The 16,801-nt window shown below is 71.2% G+C and carries 19 protein-coding genes; 10 read left to right on the forward strand and 9 right to left on the reverse strand.

Annotated elements, in window-relative coordinates; genetic code table 11:
• Window positions 1–8: 8 nt before the first annotated feature.
• Together Plo01_RS28400 and Plo01_RS28405 are read left to right on the forward strand one after the other, a co-directional pair.
• On the forward strand, window positions 9–959 hold the full coding sequence (locus Plo01_RS28400) for an ATP-binding cassette domain-containing protein (protein ID WP_203893772.1): 951 nt from the start codon (window positions 9–11) through the stop codon (window positions 957–959).
• On the forward strand, window positions 956–1,732 hold the full coding sequence (locus Plo01_RS28405; protein ID WP_203893773.1) for an ABC transporter permease: 777 nt from the start codon (window positions 956–958) through the stop codon (window positions 1,730–1,732). The genes Plo01_RS28400 and Plo01_RS28405 overlap by 4 nt, the downstream gene beginning before the upstream one ends.
• A gap of 194 nt (window positions 1,733–1,926) precedes the next feature.
• Here Plo01_RS28405 and Plo01_RS28410 read toward each other — a convergent pair whose 3' ends face one another.
• Entirely contained in the window at window positions 1,927–2,127 is a 201-nt protein-coding gene (locus tag Plo01_RS28410) for a hypothetical protein (protein WP_203893774.1), read from the reverse strand.
• A gap of 104 nt (window positions 2,128–2,231) precedes the next feature.
• Here Plo01_RS28410 and Plo01_RS28415 point away from each other — a divergent pair, with 104 nt between their 5' ends.
• Complete coding sequence (locus Plo01_RS28415) at window positions 2,232–3,107, forward strand: metalloregulator ArsR/SmtB family transcription factor (RefSeq protein WP_203893775.1); 876 nt, start codon at window positions 2,232–2,234, stop codon at window positions 3,105–3,107.
• Complete coding sequence (locus Plo01_RS28420) at window positions 3,104–3,706, forward strand: dihydrofolate reductase family protein (protein WP_203893776.1); 603 nt, start codon at window positions 3,104–3,106, stop codon at window positions 3,704–3,706. The genes Plo01_RS28415 and Plo01_RS28420 overlap by 4 nt, the downstream gene beginning before the upstream one ends.
• Before the next feature lie 296 nt (window positions 3,707–4,002).
• Here Plo01_RS28420 and Plo01_RS28425 read toward each other — a convergent pair whose 3' ends face one another.
• A complete protein-coding gene (locus Plo01_RS28425; protein WP_203893777.1) occupies window positions 4,003–4,494 on the reverse strand; it encodes an arylamine N-acetyltransferase in 492 nt (163 codons plus the stop codon).
• Between the two features lie 556 nt (window positions 4,495–5,050).
• Window positions 5,051–5,533, reverse strand: coding sequence for a MarR family winged helix-turn-helix transcriptional regulator (locus Plo01_RS28430; RefSeq protein WP_203893778.1), 483 nt, complete (start codon window positions 5,531–5,533; stop codon window positions 5,051–5,053).
• A gap of 70 nt (window positions 5,534–5,603) precedes the next feature.
• Between Plo01_RS28430 and Plo01_RS28435 the strand changes: the two genes are divergently transcribed.
• The 3 genes from Plo01_RS28435 (at window position 5,604) to Plo01_RS28445 (ending at window position 7,821) form a co-directional block, all read left to right on the forward strand.
• Entirely contained in the window at window positions 5,604–6,506 is a 903-nt protein-coding gene (locus Plo01_RS28435) for an NmrA family NAD(P)-binding protein (protein ID WP_203893779.1), read from the forward strand.
• A gap of 57 nt (window positions 6,507–6,563) precedes the next feature.
• Window positions 6,564–7,214 carry an NAD(P)-dependent oxidoreductase gene (locus Plo01_RS28440; RefSeq protein WP_203893780.1) on the forward strand — a complete coding sequence of 217 codons (651 nt, stop codon included), beginning with the start codon at window positions 6,564–6,566 and terminating at the stop codon, window positions 7,212–7,214.
• A 148-nt stretch (window positions 7,215–7,362) separates the two neighbouring features.
• Complete coding sequence (locus tag Plo01_RS28445) at window positions 7,363–7,821, forward strand: hypothetical protein (RefSeq protein ID WP_203893781.1); 459 nt, start codon at window positions 7,363–7,365, stop codon at window positions 7,819–7,821.
• A gap of 7 nt (window positions 7,822–7,828) precedes the next feature.
• On the opposite strand, the gene Plo01_RS28450 is transcribed toward Plo01_RS28445, so the two are convergent.
• Complete coding sequence (locus Plo01_RS28450; RefSeq protein ID WP_203893782.1) at window positions 7,829–8,704, reverse strand: helix-turn-helix transcriptional regulator; 876 nt, start codon at window positions 8,702–8,704, stop codon at window positions 7,829–7,831.
• A 131-nt stretch (window positions 8,705–8,835) separates the two neighbouring features.
• Between Plo01_RS28450 and Plo01_RS28455 the strand changes: the two genes are divergently transcribed.
• The 3 genes from Plo01_RS28455 to Plo01_RS41415 all read left to right on the forward strand — a co-directional run bounded on the left by Plo01_RS28455 (window position 8,836) and on the right by Plo01_RS41415 (window position 10,687).
• Window positions 8,836–9,741 (forward strand): oxidoreductase, encoded by a 906-nt coding sequence (locus Plo01_RS28455; RefSeq protein WP_203893783.1) that lies wholly within the window; start codon window positions 8,836–8,838, stop codon window positions 9,739–9,741.
• A 296-nt stretch (window positions 9,742–10,037) separates the two neighbouring features.
• A complete protein-coding gene (locus Plo01_RS41410; RefSeq protein WP_373871728.1) occupies window positions 10,038–10,295 on the forward strand; it encodes a transposase in 258 nt (85 codons plus the stop codon).
• Window positions 10,184–10,687 carry an IS5 family transposase gene (locus Plo01_RS41415; RefSeq protein ID WP_373871730.1) on the forward strand — a complete coding sequence of 168 codons (504 nt, stop codon included), beginning with the start codon at window positions 10,184–10,186 and terminating at the stop codon, window positions 10,685–10,687. Before Plo01_RS41410 ends, Plo01_RS41415 begins: the two co-directional genes overlap by 112 nt.
• Window positions 10,688–10,705: 18 nt before the next feature.
• Here the strand turns inward: Plo01_RS41415 and Plo01_RS28465 are convergent, their stop codons facing one another.
• The 5 genes from Plo01_RS28465 to Plo01_RS28485 form a co-directional block, all read right to left on the reverse strand.
• Window positions 10,706–11,656 carry a phosphotransferase family protein gene (locus tag Plo01_RS28465; protein ID WP_203893785.1) on the reverse strand — a complete coding sequence of 317 codons (951 nt, stop codon included), beginning with the start codon at window positions 11,654–11,656 and terminating at the stop codon, window positions 10,706–10,708.
• Window positions 11,616–12,095: a TetR-like C-terminal domain-containing protein gene (locus tag Plo01_RS28470; protein WP_373871729.1), complete on the reverse strand. Its 480-nt coding sequence runs from the start codon at window positions 12,093–12,095 to the stop codon at window positions 11,616–11,618. Before Plo01_RS28470 ends, Plo01_RS28465 begins: the two co-directional genes overlap by 41 nt.
• Window positions 12,092–13,084: a PAS domain-containing sensor histidine kinase gene (locus tag Plo01_RS28475; RefSeq protein WP_203893787.1), complete on the reverse strand. Its 993-nt coding sequence runs from the start codon at window positions 13,082–13,084 to the stop codon at window positions 12,092–12,094. Before Plo01_RS28475 ends, Plo01_RS28470 begins: the two co-directional genes overlap by 4 nt.
• Before the next feature lie 29 nt (window positions 13,085–13,113).
• Entirely contained in the window at window positions 13,114–14,775 is a 1,662-nt protein-coding gene (locus Plo01_RS28480; RefSeq protein WP_203893788.1) for a CHASE domain-containing protein, read from the reverse strand.
• 118 nt (window positions 14,776–14,893) lie between these two features.
• Complete coding sequence (locus Plo01_RS28485) at window positions 14,894–16,606, reverse strand: sensor histidine kinase (protein ID WP_203893789.1); 1,713 nt, start codon at window positions 16,604–16,606, stop codon at window positions 14,894–14,896.
• Between the last annotated feature and the right edge of the window lie 195 nt (window positions 16,607–16,801).

Here is a 16,801-nt window from a genome sequence, read left to right on the forward strand (position 1 = left end):
TTAAAACTATGAACGTCATACACAGTACAGGATTCACAGATGCTGTCGTCGCCCGGGGCCTGACGAAGTCTTTCGGCGCCACACAGGTGCTGGCCGGGATCGACCTGACCGTGCCCACCGGCTCGCTGCTGGCCCTGCTCGGCCCCAACGGCTCAGGCAAGACCACCACGGTGCGCATCCTGACCACACTGCTCGCACCCGATGGCGGCACCGCCGTGGTGGGCGGGTGCGACGTCACGCGCGATGGTGTCGCGGTGCGCCGGATGATCGGCCTGACCTCCCAGCAGGCCACCGTGGACGACCTGCTGACCGGGCGGGAGAACCTGGAGCTGTTCGCCGGCCTCTACCACCTGGGCCGGCGGCAGGCGCGACGGCGGGCACAGGATCTCCTGGAGCGCTTCGATCTGGCCGCGGCCGCCAACCGGCGGGTCGTGACCTACTCCGGGGGGATGCGGCGCCGCCTCGACCTCGCGGCGAGCATGGTCTCAGCGCCGCGGATCCTCTTCCTCGACGAACCCACCACCGGGCTCGACCCGCGCAGCCGGGCCGAGCTGTGGTCGGTGATCCGCGAACTGGTGGCCGCCGGAACCACCATTCTGCTCACCACGCAGTACCTGGAGGAGGCCGACCAGCTCGCCGACCGTGTCGTGGTGATCAACAGAGGCCGCGTCGTGGCCGACGACTCCCCTGCCGCACTGAAGCGCCAGGTCGGTTCCGAACGCCTGATCCTGCGCCTGTCCCGGGCCGAGGACATGCCGCGCGCCAGGTCGGCGCTCGGTGAGGGCGGAACGCATCCCGGCGCGGGCGAACGCGAGATCACACTGGCCGTCCAGGGCCCCGACCACCTGCGCCGTACGCTGGACCTGCTGCATCGCGCGGGCGTCGCCGTCGAGCACGTGGAGTTGTGCGCCCCCACCCTCGACGACGTCTTCTTCGAGCTCACGGCGGTGGCGGCATGAGCGCCGCCCTGACCGCGGCGGGCGACCTGCGCCGCCTCGTCGTCCGGAACCTGCGCCGCGAGCTGCGCATCCCCGACAGCCTCATCGTGAACACCGCGCTACCCGTGATCATCATGGTGCTGTTCGTGTACGTCTTCGGCGGGGCGATCACCACCGGCTCCAGCGGGCTGGCCTACATCGACTTCGTGGTGCCCGCCGTACTGCTCATGTCCGGCGGGTACGGCGCCGCGCTGACCGCCGTGAACATCGCCGACGACATGACCGCAGGCATGATCGACCGCTTGCGCACCCTGCCGATCGGCGGCTGGACGGTCCCCGCCGGGCATGTGATCGCCTCGGTGGTCCGCAACGTGACGGCGTGCGGATTCGCCCTGCTCGCGGCGGTCGTCCTGGGCTTTCGCCCGGACGCCGGACTCACCGACTGGGCTCTGGTGCTGGCCGTGGTGACCGGGTACGTCCTGGCGATGTCGTCGCTGGCGGCGCTCTGGGGACTGCTGGTCAGGTCGGCCCAGGCGGCCGGCGCGTTCAGCTTCGTCGTGCTCTTCCTGCCGTACCTGTCGGACGGGGTCGTGCCGGCCGAGACCATGCCGGACGTGCTGCGTGACTTCGCCGCCAACCAGCCGATCACGCCGATCGTGGCGACGCTCCGGTCGCTGCTGCTCAACCAGCCGATGGGCTCCTCCGGAGCGGTGACGGCGGCCTGGCTCGCGGGCACGGTGCTGGTCAGCGTGCCGATCGCGGCGCTGCTGTTCCGCCGCAGGACCTCCGGCTAGGAGCTGTTCGAAGTTCGGATCATGTGGCTGAGGCGAGGAGCTTCAACCATATGATCGGATCTCGAAGGTGGAGTGACCGGCGACACCGGCTACGACTTCCCTCCTGACCTGCCGGATGCCCAGCGCGCCTTCCATGCCTCCGACGCCCCGTGCGAGGAGATCGCCGCGGCGCTGCGCCGCGGCGGACGCCGGCGCTACCTGCCGACATGTGCCGAGCGCATCCAGACCGCCCTTTCCTCCTGGGGTGTGAGCACGACGCCGGCGCCCGGGTCGACATTGGCCAGGCGCTGGCGCAGCAGCATGGCGTCCGGCGCGCTCTTCAGGTCCAGCAGGCCGGCCAGCTGCGCGGTGCGCGTCACGATCTCGTCAGGGGGCAGATCGGTCCGGCCGTCCACCAGCCCTTCCCCTACGGCGCCGTCGGCGGTCGATCTTGATGATGTCCGACAGATCCGAATACATTCCTTGACACGAATATTCTTTCTAGAGAATACTTCTCTTCATGGACGCACTCCTCACCGCACTGGCCGACCCGGCCCGCTGGCGGCTCGTGACCTTGCTGGCCGAGCGGCCCCGGTCGGTCGGCGTCCTGGCCCAGCTCGCCGGAGCGCGTCAGCCGCAGACGACCAAGCACCTGCAGACCCTTGAGCGTGCCGGTGTCGTCGTCTCCCAGCGCACCGGCCAGCGTCGCGTGTACGCGCTCCAACCCGGTCCCCTGCGGGAGCTGGCGGCCACGCTCAACCGGATCGCCGACACCGCCGACCGCGGCGGCGGCCCCCGCGAGACCTATGACCGCTACGGGGCCGGCCTCCACGCCGAGCAGCGCGCCGCACAGGAGCCGGGGTGGGCCGACGGCCGCTCCTTCCATTTCCGCCGCTCACTGAGCGGGCGACCCGAGCCGCTCTGGCGTCACCTGACCCAAGCACCGCTACTGGCCCGCTGGTGGGCTCCCGACGGCCTGCGCGTCTCGGAGTCGGTGTTCGAGGCGCGGCCGGGCGGGCGGATCGTCCTGGAATACCGCGACGCCGAGGACCTCGACGGCTCCGACGTGGTCGTCGGGCGCGCCCACGGTGTCGTCGACGACCTGCGCCCCGGTGAACACCTGGCCTACCGGCTCTCCCCGCTGCTGCCCGACGGCGGCCTCGCCTTCACCGGCCACCTCGACTTCGACCTGCGGCCCACCGGCACCGGAACCGGGACCGACCTGGAGGTCCATTACCGCATCACCGGCAGCACCACCGACTCGGCGGACTTCATCGCCGGCATCGAGATCGGCTTCGGCCAGAGCCTCGACAGACTCGCGGCGGCCCTCGCCGCCGACACCCACGACACCGAGCACGACGCTGAGCACGACACCGACCCGAGGAGTGCGAAATGACCGAGCAGACCACCGGACGCAAGGTGATGGCCAATCTGGTCATCAGCCTCGACGGGCGCTACCACGGCGCAGGCGGGCCCGCCGATTTCGCCGCGTTCGCCACCTACGCGACCACCGACGTAGCGCGCGACCAGATGACCCGGATGCGGCAGAACGCCACGACGGCCCTGCTCGGCCGGGTTCTCGCCGAAGGATTCATGGCGTACTGGCCGTCGGTCGCCGCCGACGGCAACGCCGATCCGCGCGACCGCGACTACGCCACGTGGCTGGTCACCACCGAGAAGGTGGTCTTGTCGACCACCCTGACCGAGGCGCCCTGGGAGCGCACCCGCGTGGTGAACGGCCCCCTCGCCGACCTCATCGCCGAGCTCAAGGCCGGCGGCGAGGGCGACATCCTCGTCAACACCAGCCCCAGCATCACCAAGGCACTGCTGGCAGCCGACCTGCTCGACCGGATGTACCTCGTCGTCATCCCGGAGATCACCGGAGGCGGGCTGCGACTGTTCGACGACGGCCTGCCGCCGTCGAAGTGGAGGCTCACCCACCAGGAGACCGGCGAACTGGGCGCGATGGCCCTGGTCTACGACCGGATTCGCTGAACTCGTTCCTCATCCTCCGGATTGCGGGCAACTCGCCGCGCGGCCTCGGGCTCGCCGGGATGCAGACGCATGGACAGTCTCCTTCGCCAGGCCGAGGACCGGGGCTCGCGCCGCACGGACGGGCTGTCGGATGATTTTGCCGGTGGGAAGTAGCGGCACGCGAACGCCGTCAGAACAGGTGGAGGGCCGTGGGCAGACCCGGTTATGGCCCAGCGCTCCCGCAGCTGCGCCGAGCCGACATGCGGGGAGTCTACTGATGGGACCGCCCTCAACCTGACCGGCCGTTCGGTTGCCGCTCAAGCCTCGTTGCTGACGCGTGCGCGCCATAGGTCGTCTTGGGTACCCGTCTTGTGCCAGAGCTGAGCGATGCCGTTGTGGCCGAGGTCCTCGAGCGGGACGCGGAAGTCCATGGAGAGCGTTCTGGCGGACTCGTCTATGTCACCGATCGTCCACGGCGTCCTGCCGTCGGCGCCCAGCCGACGCACCGTACGCGACAGCAGCGGCAAGGTGTGCCCGGCGATCGGCCGGGCGGCCGTCAGGGTGGTGACGTAGGCCGAATCGGCGGAGGTGGACAGTTGCCGGGAGCGGGCCGCGAAGTCGGCGATCTCGCGCGGCCGCAGCCGGAGGTCATAGGAGGCGACCGTCCCGCCGGGGTGGTGGTGGAAGCGCCAGGTGTCCGTGTCGAGCCGCTCCAGCCGATACGTCAGGTCCCCCTGGCTGTGCGGTCCCTCGCGCAGCGGCAGCGGCTCGAGGCGCTGGTGCGCGGGGTTGCGTTGGACGGCTTCCACCGCGTGGTCGCCATTGCGCGCGATGCCGGGGACGAGGAGCCGGACGCCTGGGGGGCGCTGTCACGCTTCATCGGCCGAGCCGCCGCCGAACTGCGGCTGGCCACCTGGCTGTCGATCTGGTTCACCAGCACCTGGGAGCAGCTCCACGACGACCCCGGGGAACGGCGGCTGCGCCAGATTCTGCCGAAGGTCCTCGACCGGCTCGTCCGCCGCGCCCAGGCCGACGGTGACCTGCGCCCCGACGTCGACGTCGGCGACCTGACGCTGATGATGGCCCTGCTGCTGCGTCCGCGGCCATCGGGGCGCTCCAGACCTTGCGTTCCCAAGCCGGTGGCCGCTTCGTCGGTGCGGCGTCGCGTACCGACGAACCCCGGCGGAAACTCCCGTGCCAACCCGGGTCGCGGGGCTCAAGCCGTGATCGAGTGCGGTGTGCGCCACGGCGGCACTCGGCACATCAGCGGAGCGGGGGATCGGCCGGACGCGGCAGGAAGACGGTCAGCAGAAGGGGCGTCGCGCCTTGAGGCGCCACAGGTCAGAGCTGCGCCATGTCTCAAGTTCAACGAGACAGGACAGCAGCGGCGAAGCGGGCCATCAGGTCGGCGAAGGTCTGGCGCTCCTGGTCGCTCCAGCCATGCAGGAGCGACCGCAGGCGGGCGGTGCGGTAGGCGAGGGCACGCTCATGCAAGGCGCGGCCCGCGTCGGTGAGGGTCAGCACGGTATGGCGGCGGCTGGCAGACGAGCTCTGCCGTATCACCATCTGATGGACCACGGCGCGGTCGACCAGGCGGCTGGCGGTCGACGGGCTGACGGCCAGCGCTCGGGCCACCGCGCCGATGCTGACCCCGCCGGAGTCATCGTCCGGGGTGCCGGTGGCCACGGCGTCGACGATGAGCAGGGTCGACAGCTCCACGCACTGGGCGCTGTCGGGAACTGCGGCGGGGGCCTCGAAAAACCGCCGCAGCGCCAGCAGGGCACGGTCGAGCCGGTCGACGGGATCGGCTGGGTGGAACGGGTCGCCGGGCATGTCGTCCGCCATCACAGGTGTACTATACAAACATCAGCTGATGTGTATCATACAAATGTTGCACGTCGAAAGGTTGGAGGGAGAGATGGGCCAGATCCTCATAACGGGCGCGAGCGGCACCATCGGCCGCATCGTCGCCCGACAGCTGATCGAGACGGGAGCACCGGTGCGCCTGGCGCGCCGCCCGGCCGAGCGCACCGCCCCCTCCCCGCACCCCACCGACCCGCGCGGCATGCACGGATCGGATCCCGTGCAGCAGATGGCCTTCGATTTCGCCGACCCGGCGACCTGGCCGGCGGCGTTTGCCGATGTGGAGACGATGTTCCTGCTCCGCCCGCCGGCCGTCGCCAACGTGCGCCGCGACCTGATCCCGGCGGTGGCCGCCGCCCGCTCCGCCGGGGTGCGGCACGTGGTGTTCTTGTCGCTGCAGGGCGCCGAGCACAACCGTCTGACACCGCACGCAGCCGTGGAAAAATGGCTGCGCGCCTCGGGCATGGCCTGGACATTCATCCGCCCCTCGTTCTTCTGCCAGAACCTGTCGAGCACCCATGCATCCGACATTCGTGACCGCGATGCGATCATGGTTCCGGCCGGCGGCGGCGCCACCGCGTTCGTCGACGCCGAAGACGTGGGCGCGGTCGCCGCGGCCGCATTGGGCGATCCGGCCGAGCACGCCGGCCGGGCCTGGACGGTGACCGGCCCGCGGGCGCTGACCTATGAGCAGGTCGCCCAGATCCTCACCGGCGAGCTCGGCCGGCCGATCCGCTATGCCCGCCCCGGCCTGGCCGCCTACGCCCGCCACGCCCGTACGGCTCTGGGCATGCCCTGGCCCATGGTCGCGGTGACCGCGGCGATCTACACCAGCGCGCGGTTCGGTCTGGCCGCCGGCCTGACCGGTGACGTACGCGCCGTGCTGGGCCGCGACCCGATCGATCTCTCCGCCTTCGCCCACCGGGAACGCGCCGCCTGGGCTCGTCCCGCGGCCTGAACCCCTCACCTCCGACCCCGGATCCCCCCTTGCAGGGTCGCCCACGGGAGAGCACGGATGAACATCGCCCTGATCGGGGCCACCGGCCGCACCGGCGCCCACGTACTGGCCCGGCTGCTGCAGCGCGGCCACCACGTCACCGCGCTGGTGCGCACCCCCGCCAAGCTGCCGCCGGTCGCCGCGACGGCCGACGGCCTGAGCGTCCAGACCGGTGACGTCCTGCAGACGGGTGCGCTGGAGCGACTGACCGACGGCGCCGAAGCGGTCATCTCCGCGCTCGGGCCGGTCGGCCGCCAGGCCGACCTGCACACCCGCACCGCCCAGCTGCTGGTGCCGCTGATGCTCCAGCGGGGCCTGCGCCGGTTCGTGGGCATCAGCGGCGCCGGCGTGGACGCCCCCGGCGACGACAAGTCCCGCCAAGCCAAGATCATCAGTTTCCTCATCCAGAAGCTCGGCGGCGCAGCGGTCGCCGACAAGCCCGCCGAGCTGGCCGTCTGGCTCGCCAGTGGACTGGACTGGACGCTGGTGCGCCCGCCCCGCCTGCTCGACGGCGCACCCACCGGCCGAATCGACCACCACGCCCACCGCTCGGTCGCCGGCACCACGATCACCCACGCCGACCTGGCCGCGTTCATGATCGAGGTGGTCGAAGGCGGGTTGTATGCGGGTGCGGCGCCGTTCGTCGCCGGTGCCCGCCGATCGTCTTGACCGTTATCAGGAGCCGGAGCCGGAAGGCCGGCTCCAGTCACCTGGACCATGTCCGATCCGCCCGCCCTTTGAAGAGGTATCCGTTCGCGGGGACGCGCATCTGTAGGTAGGCGCCGCCCCAGGAGGGATCACCGGGCTGGAAAAGAGGATGTGGCATGCGGCGACGCTTGAGGGCGGTAATGCGGCCGAGCGCAAAGCCACGAGCCGCTGGCCCGGCGGGGCGAACAGCGGCACCGGCACCGGCACCCGCGCCCCCATGATCGTGATGAACGGCAACGGCGCTGAGCGCAGCGCGTGCCGGACCAGAACGGTCCTGGAGCGCAGGCCCCTTGACCCGCGCCCCGAGGACGAAGTCCCCCGCAGCACACCGATGACCGGCTCGCGGACGAACAGCACCAGCCACGACGACTGCGAAAGCGCCGACGCCGCCACCGGCAACACCAGGTGGCGCGCCAGATCCGGCAGCGTCACCATGGTCGAGGCGGCCTCACTCAGCCCGCCCGCGGGCAGCCAGCCCCAGCTTGACCGCGAACACCCAGATCACCACCGACCCGACCCAGAAGCCCGGCGCGTAAGCGCCGTCGTCGACAGGGCGAACGTCGCCTGATGCGGAACTAGAAGGAGTGCTCGTTGGTGAGCGCCGAGCGGGTCGCGTGCAACGACGCCAGGAGCTGCAGCCGGTCGGCGTCGGCGCTGCCCGGCTCGGCGGTGAAGACCAGCATGACCGGGCCGGGGCTTCCGGGCAGCGGATAGGTGTCCCAGTCCAGGACGATGTCGCCGACCGCGGGGACCCGGAAGGTCTTGGTGCCGCTGACCGACGCGCGGACGTCGTGCCGGGCCCACAGCCGCCGGAACTCGACGCTGCGGATGCTCAGCTCACCGACGATCGCGGTGGCGCGCGGATGGGTGGGGTCGGTGGCGACGGCGGCGCGCATCATGCCGATGTAGTCCAGGGCCTGCCGCTCCCAGTCCGGGCAACTCCGCTCGCCGGTCAGCGTGTCGTCGAACATCAGCAGGAGCATGTTGAGCCGGTCGGGCGGGCAAGCGTCCGGGTCGCCGAGCAGTGCCTCGGCCATCGGGTTCCAGGCGAGCAGGTCGAGATGCCGGCCGAGCACGACCACCGGGGTGTCCATCACCCGCAGCAGCCGCCGTGTGCTGTCCGGCACTCTTTCCGGACCCCGGTCCACCCGGGTGGGTATCGGCCGGCGGGCGGCGTGGGCCAGGGCGAACAGATGCCGGCGTTCCTCGGCGTCGAGACCGAGCGCCCCGGCGAGCGCGTCCAGGACATCATCGGACGGGCGCACCTCCCGACCCTGCTCCATCCGCTGGTAGTAGTCGGTGCTCAGCCCGGCCAGCAAGGCCAGCTCCTCACGCCGCAGCCCGGTGACCTTGCGCCGGCCGCCCGGCTCCAGTCCGACGTCGGATGGACGCAGCCTGCCGCGCCGGGCCCGCAGGAAATCTCCGAGCTCACGGGCGTACGGATTGCTCATGCCGCAAGTGTGCCGCCTGGCTGGACGCCCATGGTAGGTCCCGCAGACCTAGGCAGCCGGGAACGATCGAAGCGGCCCGCGTTGCGCCTAGCGTCGCCGGTCTACCGTACCGATACCCGCAGGAGCAGCAGATGACCGGATGGACCGCCCAGCGCATCCCCGACCAGCACGGCCGGATCGCCGTCGTGACCGGCGCGAACTCGGGCCTCGGCCTGATCACCGCGACCGAGCTGGCCCGCCGCGGCGCCCATGTCGTGCTCGCCGTCCGCAACACCGCCGCCGGCGAGGAGGCCGCCCGCCGGATCGGCGGCGACGTCGAGGTGCGCGAGCTGGACCTGGCCTGCCTCGACTCGGTACGCGCGTTCGCCGCGAAGCTGGCCGCCGACCACCCGGCGATCGACCTGCTGATCAACAACGCCGGCGTGGTGCTCCTCGGCCCGCGCCGCACCTCCGCCGACGGCTTCGAGCTGCAGCTCGCCACCAACATGCTGGGCCACTTCGCGCTGACCGGCCTGCTGCTCGGCACGCTGGCCGCGGCGAGGCGATCCCGGGTGGTCAGTCTCAGCTCGATCACCCACAAGAACGCGCACCTCGACTTCGACGACCTGATGTTCGAACGTGACTACCGGGCCGCTGCCGCCTACAGCCGGTCCAAGCTCGCCACCACGATCTTCGGCGTCGAGCTGGACCGCCGCCTGCGCACCGCCGGATCGCCGACCGTCAGCACACTGGCCCACCCCGGTCTGACCCGCACCAACCTGACTCCACGTGCCTGGGAGCACCGTGGCCGGTTCGGGCAGCTGATCGCGCGGCTCGGCCTGCTGGTCACCCAGTCGGTGGAGCAGGGCACTCTGCCGCAGTTGCACGCCGCGACCGAACCCGGTGTGCGGGGCGGCCAGTTCTTCGGGCCGTCCAGACTCTGGGAGACGCGGGGGCCGGTCGCCGAGGCCCGGCCCAGCCGGGAGGCGGCCGATCCGGCCGTCGGCAGGCGGCTCTGGGCGGCGGCCGAGGAACTGACCGGCGTCAGCTATTTGTGAACCCTGTGGTCACCGGCCGGCCGGTGGCGACCCGCAGCATCTCGACCAGCCACCTGATGCGATCTTGCCCGGCCGCCTCAAACCGCCGTGCCGACGATCGGCGTCTACGTGCCGTCGTCGATAGGGCGAACGTCGCCTGATGCGGCACTGGGGCCTGTATCAAAGCCTGCTGTGGCGGCCCTGCCGTTCTGAAGCTCGTGTGCGCGTAGGAGATCGACAACGAACGAGGTCTCCGGTAGGAGGGTCGATCGACCAAGATCGACCCTCCTACCGGAGACCTCGCGGCCACCTCAGCGGTGACGAGGCGGTTCGACCTGACCGATGCGCAGTGGGCGGTACTGCAACCGCTGCTGCCTGCGCCGACGCGCTCAGGGCGGCCGCCGCTGTTCAGCGAGCGGCAGTTGATCGGCGGGATCCGCTGGCGGGCCCGGGTCGGCGCACCCTGGCGCGACGTGCCCGACTGCTACGCGCCCTGGGGCGCTCGCGCGGCGGGTGGACCACCACGGTGCATCTGGCCTGCGAGCAGGGGCACAAGCCACTGGCGATCGTGCTGACCGCCGGACAACGCGGCGACAGCCCACGATTCACTACCGTCGTCGGCGGCATCCGGGTACCCCGCCTGGGCGGCGGACCTGCGCGCACCCGTCCGGACCGCATCGTGGCCGATAAGGCCTACACCTCGGCGGCCAACCGCGCCTACCTGCGGCGGCACGGTATCAAGGCGACCATCCCGAGCAAGGCCGACCAGGACGCCAACCGCCGGGCCAAGGGATCCCGGGGCGGGCGTCCCCCCGCCTTCGCCCCGGAGATCTACACCCAGCGCCACGCGGTGGAGTGCGGCATCAACCGGCTCAAGCGTCACCGCGCTGTTGCCACGCGATACGACAAGCTCGCCGTACGTTATGAAGCCATGCTTCTCGCCGCCGTGATCAACGAATGGCTCTGACCGACTTTGATACAGGCCCTAAACCGGACGCACTGCGGGGTTGACGCTGAGTGCGCTGAAGCGCGCGGCGATATCCTCGACCCACTGTGCCGGTGTCCGATGGTCTGCCAGTGGGATGCCGGCCTCGGTACGCCACAGCGCATCGCCCAGGGCATGGCGCAGATGCCAGGCCATAACCCGCTCGGCCGATAGCCGGCGGCCGGTGACCTGCCGGTAATGACGCATGACCGCCTTCAGAAGCTCGAGGCCGGGGCCCATCCCGGGACCCGGAAAGGCGCGCAGGTCGTACTCCGGCTCAGCGGCTCCGGCAGTCTCGAAATCCACCACCAGCCGCAGTTCGTCGCCATCCCACACCTGGTTGTCACCATGCAGATCGCCGTGCACCAGCACCGCAGGACCAGGGCGGGCCAGCACGGCTTCGGCCCAGCCGCACCAGCGCATCAAAGCGGGACGCTGATCCGGCCGAATCCACCTGCCGAGCCGCTCACGCGAAACCGTGGCCCTGGCGGGCGGCAAATGGGCGCCGGTGAGCTTGCCGACCGCATGCTCGGCGCGCTCGAGCGCCGCCGGGTCGTGCAGGGCCGCCAGGAAGCAGGCGATCTGTCTGCCGGCGCGGTCCCGGTTGATCGAGCCGACGACCTCGAACAGGGATTTCCCCGGCACCCGTCTGGTGACGAGCAGCAGCGGATCCATGCCGCAGGCGACGACCTCAGGCAGGAGCGGCATCCGCGGTTCGCGTGAAAGCGCGGTCAGGATGCCGATCTCGCGCGCCAAGCGGAGGGCCGCGGGGCGCGACCACGCGAATTTCGCGATGAACCGCTCACCGACGATCGCGCTGGACGACTGCCACAGCGGCTCCTCCTCCCCCGTTCGCCCAGCGATCGTGATGGAGCATCCGGCGAGCTGCGGAGCCACGGCCCGCAGCGCCTCATCGAGCGCCTCGGCAGAACACTCGGCCAGCCACTTCATGCTCGGACACCAGCCACGTCAACGACAGTAGGACACCGGTCAACCCCGGTCGAGCGCCCTCCTCGCGACGCCAGAGCGTTCTCCTGGCGGGGCGGCATGAACATCCATCCGGGATCCCCGGCGAAGCGGACACGGCCGGCGGTCTGCTGCGGTGTGGCGGTGTCGAACTTTCCGTCGAGGTGGAGAAGGCCAGGCCGTGCACCAGTACCCAGAGCGCGTTCGCCAAGGGCTCGGCCTCACGGGCGGGAAAGACATTGCGGACGATGTCGTCGAGGTAGCCGGAAATGGCGGCGATCACGGCGGCGCGCTCCTGGCTGGCCGGGTCGCAGGGCTCGGTGAACATGACCTTGAACATCGCGGGGCGCTGGAGGGTGAAGCGCAGGTCGCCGTGGTGGTACGGGGTGCCGGCGTGCGACCGACGCGGCCGATCGGCGGTCATGCCTGGGGCGGGGGATTGTCCGGGGTGGGCAGGGTGAAAACGAACCGGGCGCCGCCGCCGGGGTTGTCGTGTGCGGTGATGGTGCCGCCGTGGCGTTCGACCACGCGCTGGCAGATGGCCAGGCCCAGACCGGTGCCGGAATAACCGGCGGCGGCGCGGTGAAACCCGGTGAAGATCGCTTGATGTTCGCCGGGCGGGATGCCGATGCCGCGGTCGGCGATCTGGATGCGCACCCAGCCCGGTTCGGCCGGGGCGGCGGTGACATCGACGCGGGGCACCTGGCCGGGCGGGGTGTATTTGATCGCGTTGCCGATCAGGTTGTTGATCAGCTGGCGGGTCAGCGGGGCATCGGCGCACACCGTCGGCAGTGACCCGATGTACACCTGCGGTACCGGCCGGTCGGTCTGGGCGGTCGCGGCGGCCAGGTGCTCGGCGACGATCTCCTGCACCAGCGCCTGCAGGTCGACGCCGGTGAGAGTCAGCGTGGCGTCGCGGGCTGTGGCGTAGGCGAGCAGGTCGTCGATCAGGCGGCTCATCCCGGTCACCGCGGCCAGAATCCGTTCCAGATGCCGGATGTGGTCACCGGCGGTGATGCCGCTGTAGCCGGTGGAGCCACTGGGGCGGGCCGCCGGTCGTGGCCGCTCACCTGCCGGCTCCGCTGCGGCGGGGCCGGTCAGGTCCTCGTGGATGAGTTCGGCGAACCCGCGCACCGTGGCCAGCGGGCGTTTGAGGTCGTGGGCGACGATGCCGGCGAATGCCGCCAGTTCGCGCTCACGCTCGCGCAGCGCGGTGATGGTGAAGGAGGAGGCGACCGCGCCGGTGATGCGGCCGCCCGGGTCGCGCAGGGGCCGGGCGTGAGCCATGATGACGTGCCGTTGGCCACCGGGCGGGGTCATGGTGAGCTCCATGCCGTCGATGGTTTCTCCGGCCAGGGCCCGCGTCAGCGGGTTCTCCTCAGCCGGGACGGGGGTGCCGTCGGGGTAGGCCACGGCCAGCAGCGGGGTGGCGTCGGCGATGGTCAGCGGCCGGCCGTCCTTGGGCAGGGCGCGGCGGGTGGCCCGGTTGGCGTCACGATCACCCCGTCGGCGTCGCAGGTGATGACGGTGACGTCGATGGCGTCCAGCACCTGGGTCAGGTAGGCCTTGCTGGCGGCCAGCTCATCGCGGGCCTCTCGCAACCGGACGGCGGTGCGCTCCCGTTCCTCCTCGGCGCGGGCGCGGTCGGTGATGTCGTGGAAGACCGCCACCGCGCCGGACTGCCCGGCGGTGGCCTGCAGCGGCCGGGCCGACACCGAGACGACCAATCCCTCGGGGCGGGATGGGTTGCGGATCAGCATCGGCACCTGCTCGACGTGCTCCCCGGCCAGCGCTCGCACCAGTGGCAGGTCCTCGGTCGGGAACGCAGCCGCGCCGTCGGGGGTGAAGATGCCGTAGTGATGCTGCCAGGAGCCGATCCCCTCGGCGTCCAGGCCGGTGCCGAGCATGGCGCGGGCGGCCGGGTTGTGCAGCAGGAACGCCCCGCGTGCATCGACCACGCCCACCCCGTCGCTGATGCCGTCCAGGATCGCGCTCATCAGCTCGGCCTGGCGGCGGGCGGCGGCCTCGGCGGTGCGCAGGTCCGCGGTGGCCGCCTGAATCTGCGCGCGGGCCCGGGCTCGGCCGCTGCCCAGGGTGAACACCAGTGCCGCCAGCAGCAGGGTGAGCGTGCCACCGATGATCATCACCGCGGTGCCGGCCAGGCCGCGGGCACCAGGTATCTGCGTCCGTGCGATGGCCACATCCAGCTGCCAGGACTGCTGGGCGACGGGGATGCGCACGCTGCGGTGCAGGTCCTTGTCCCCTGCGGAGGTGGTGAGCGAGGCCACGGTGGCCAAGGTGGCGTCGCTCTGGCGGGCGCGCAGGTGCACATCGGCGCCCTGGGCGATGCGCGACAGTACCGCGCCCAGGAAGTCCTGGCCGCGCAGGCCCAGCATCACCCAGCCCGCCAGCGGCCGCCCGTGACCGCCGGCGGCTTCGGCGGGCCCGTAGACCGGGGCGGTCAGCACGAACGACAGCTGGCGCCGTTCGGCGGGCAGATCGCGGTCACCGAGCAGATGGAAGGCATCGGAGACGGCGACCTGACCGCTGCGGCGGGCCTCGGCCGCGGCCTGCGCCGGGGCGGCGGTCGTGGTGAGGTCGGTGCCGGGCGCGGGGGCGGCGCCGGTAGTGATGTCCTGGCTCAGGACGAAGAAGATGTGCTCGTCGATGTGGCCTTCGGGCCGCAGCCTCAAGGCCGGCACGCCTCGAGCCCGCCAGCGCGCCTGCACGGCGGGGATCTGCGCATCGGTGGCGGGCACCAGGAATGTGATCGAGGTGGCTCCCGGCAGATGCGTCTGCTTCAGCGGCTCGACCATGCGGGCGAAGGCCGCAGCGGTCAGCGGCTCGGCGGTGCCCGCGGCGGCGGCCACCAGGCGCAGCGCCTCGACGTAGCGGCCGGTCTCGGCCTCGACCACCTCACCCATCAGCGCGAGGCGCCGTTGCACCGTCTCATCGGCCAGGCGTTGCTGAGTATCGCTCAGGACGCTGGCCAGTACGGTTGTCCCCCCCAGGCCGGCCACGGCCACCACCAGCGCGGCCAGCACCGCCAGCGTCATCGCCGAGCTCAGCACCCGGCGGATGCGGCGTGTGATCGCATGCTCCACGGTCGTTGTTCCCCCACCCCGACGATCAGGTCCTCACCGGCGGGCACGCATGATCATCACGGCAGCCGGAGACCTGGATACCTGGCCCGTACCGCTGCGGCGGGCCTGGGAAACCCCGTCACCGCAGCATCACGGGGCGGTCGGCGCCGGCTTCGGCCAGGGAGCCGGCTGCCGGCAGCGGCAGGGTGAGGGTGAAGGTCGAGCCCTTGCCCGGGACGCTGGTGGCGGTGATGGAGCCGCCGTGGGCCTCGGCGATGGCTTTGGCGAGGGTCAATCCCAAGCCGATGCCCTGCACGGCCGCCGCACGGGCGGCAGGGGCCCGGTAGAAACGCTCGAAGATGTGCGGCAGCTCCTCGGCCTCGATCCCGACTCCGGTGTCGCTGACGGCCAAGGCCAGGGCATCCGGGCTGCGGGCGGCGCGCACGGTGATCGAACCGCCCGCTGGGGAGAACTTGGCCGCGTTCGACAGCAGCGCGCTGATCGCCCGCACCAGCAGGGCCCGGTCGGCGCGAAGGGGCGGCAGGCCCGTCTGCATGCGCAGCCGGATGGGATGATCACCGGACCGGATCTCGGTGGAGACCGCCCGCAGCGCCTCATCGAGGATCTCCTGCACGCCGGTGGGGGCGAGGGTGAGGCTCAGCTGCCCGCCGGCGGTGGTGCTGATCGCGATGAGATCCTCCAGCAGTTTCTGCAGCCGCAGGGCGCTGCCCGTCATGGTGCGCAGCATCCGCAGGCGCTGGCCGGCCGGCAGGTCATCGTTGCCGAGGGTGAGGATCTCCAGGTAGCCCAGGATGCTCACCAGCGGGGTGCGCAGCTCGTGGCCGACGGTGTCGAGGAAGGCGTCTTTTGCGCGATCCAGCTCCTGCAGGCGGGCCACGGTGGCCTGCTCTTGAGCGTAGGCCGCGCGCAGTGCCTGCTCGGCGCGGCGGCGATCGGTGATGTCGTGGACGAAGGCGTTGAAGATCCAGGTGTCGGCCTGGCGGGTGGCCCAGAACACCATCTCGGCCGGGAACTCGCTGCCGTCTGAGCGTAGGGCGCCCAGCTCCAGCCGCTGTCCCATCAGCCGGGATCGGCCGGTGGCCAGAAAATGGGCCCGGTCGGCCAGGTAGGCCTCCCGGTAGCGGACCGGCATGATCGTCTCGTGCATGATCATGCCGAGGGCCTGGCCGCGCGTAACCCCGAACATGTGCTCGGCTGCGGCGTTCCAGCCGATGACGCGCCCGTCGGCGTCGACCGACACGAAGGCCTCCACCAAGGTCTCGATGATCTGTTCCAGCCGGATCCGGGCGGCCTCGACCTCCTGGCGGGCGCGGTGGCGGTCGATCACCCGGCCCATCTGCCGGCCCAGGCTGGTCACCGCCTGCAGCAGGGTCTCATCCGGTTCGATCTCCTGGCGGCAGAAGAACTCCCACACCGAGGCCACGCCGTCGGCGGTCATCACCGGGAACGCGAATGCCGTCCTCATCCCTGCGTCGATGCCTTGGCGGGCGCGCACGAACGAAGGATCGCGAGTGATGTCGCGTGACCAGACCGGCTGGCCGGTGGCCGCGGCCCGGCCGACGATGTCGGTGCCCGGCGCCAACCGGGTGCGCGTCGTGGCCTGATACAGCAGCGGGAAGTCCTTGATCGGGCCTGTCCAGGCGCCGGAGGAGACGAAGTGGCCGCCGCCTTCTTCTGGTAGCCAGATGTGGCCTAGCGTCCAGCCGGTCGCCTTGCGCATGGCGCGCAGCGCCGCCCGTGCCGCCGTGGGCAGATCGTCACCGGCGCTGAGTGCCGCGGTGACGCCGTCCAGCAGCGCCAGCAGCGTTGTTTCCTGTTCCCGGTCGGGCATGGTCGCCCCCTTGCCTCCCGGCCGTCACGCACTGTGGGGAGGTCACCGCCTCCCCGAAGTGACTTTATGTCACAGACGAGATGCAGACTGTTCACTTGCGGTCCGAGCACGGAGGGCGAAAGCGCGCACGCCCTCCTGATCGCCCGAGGATCGATCAGGAGGGCTGAGTGTGATGCGCTCCGGGCAGCGCGGCGG

It is taken from the genome of Planobispora longispora (assembly GCF_016863135.1).
Classification (GTDB): Bacteria; Actinomycetota; Actinomycetes; order Streptosporangiales; family Streptosporangiaceae; genus Planobispora; species Planobispora longispora.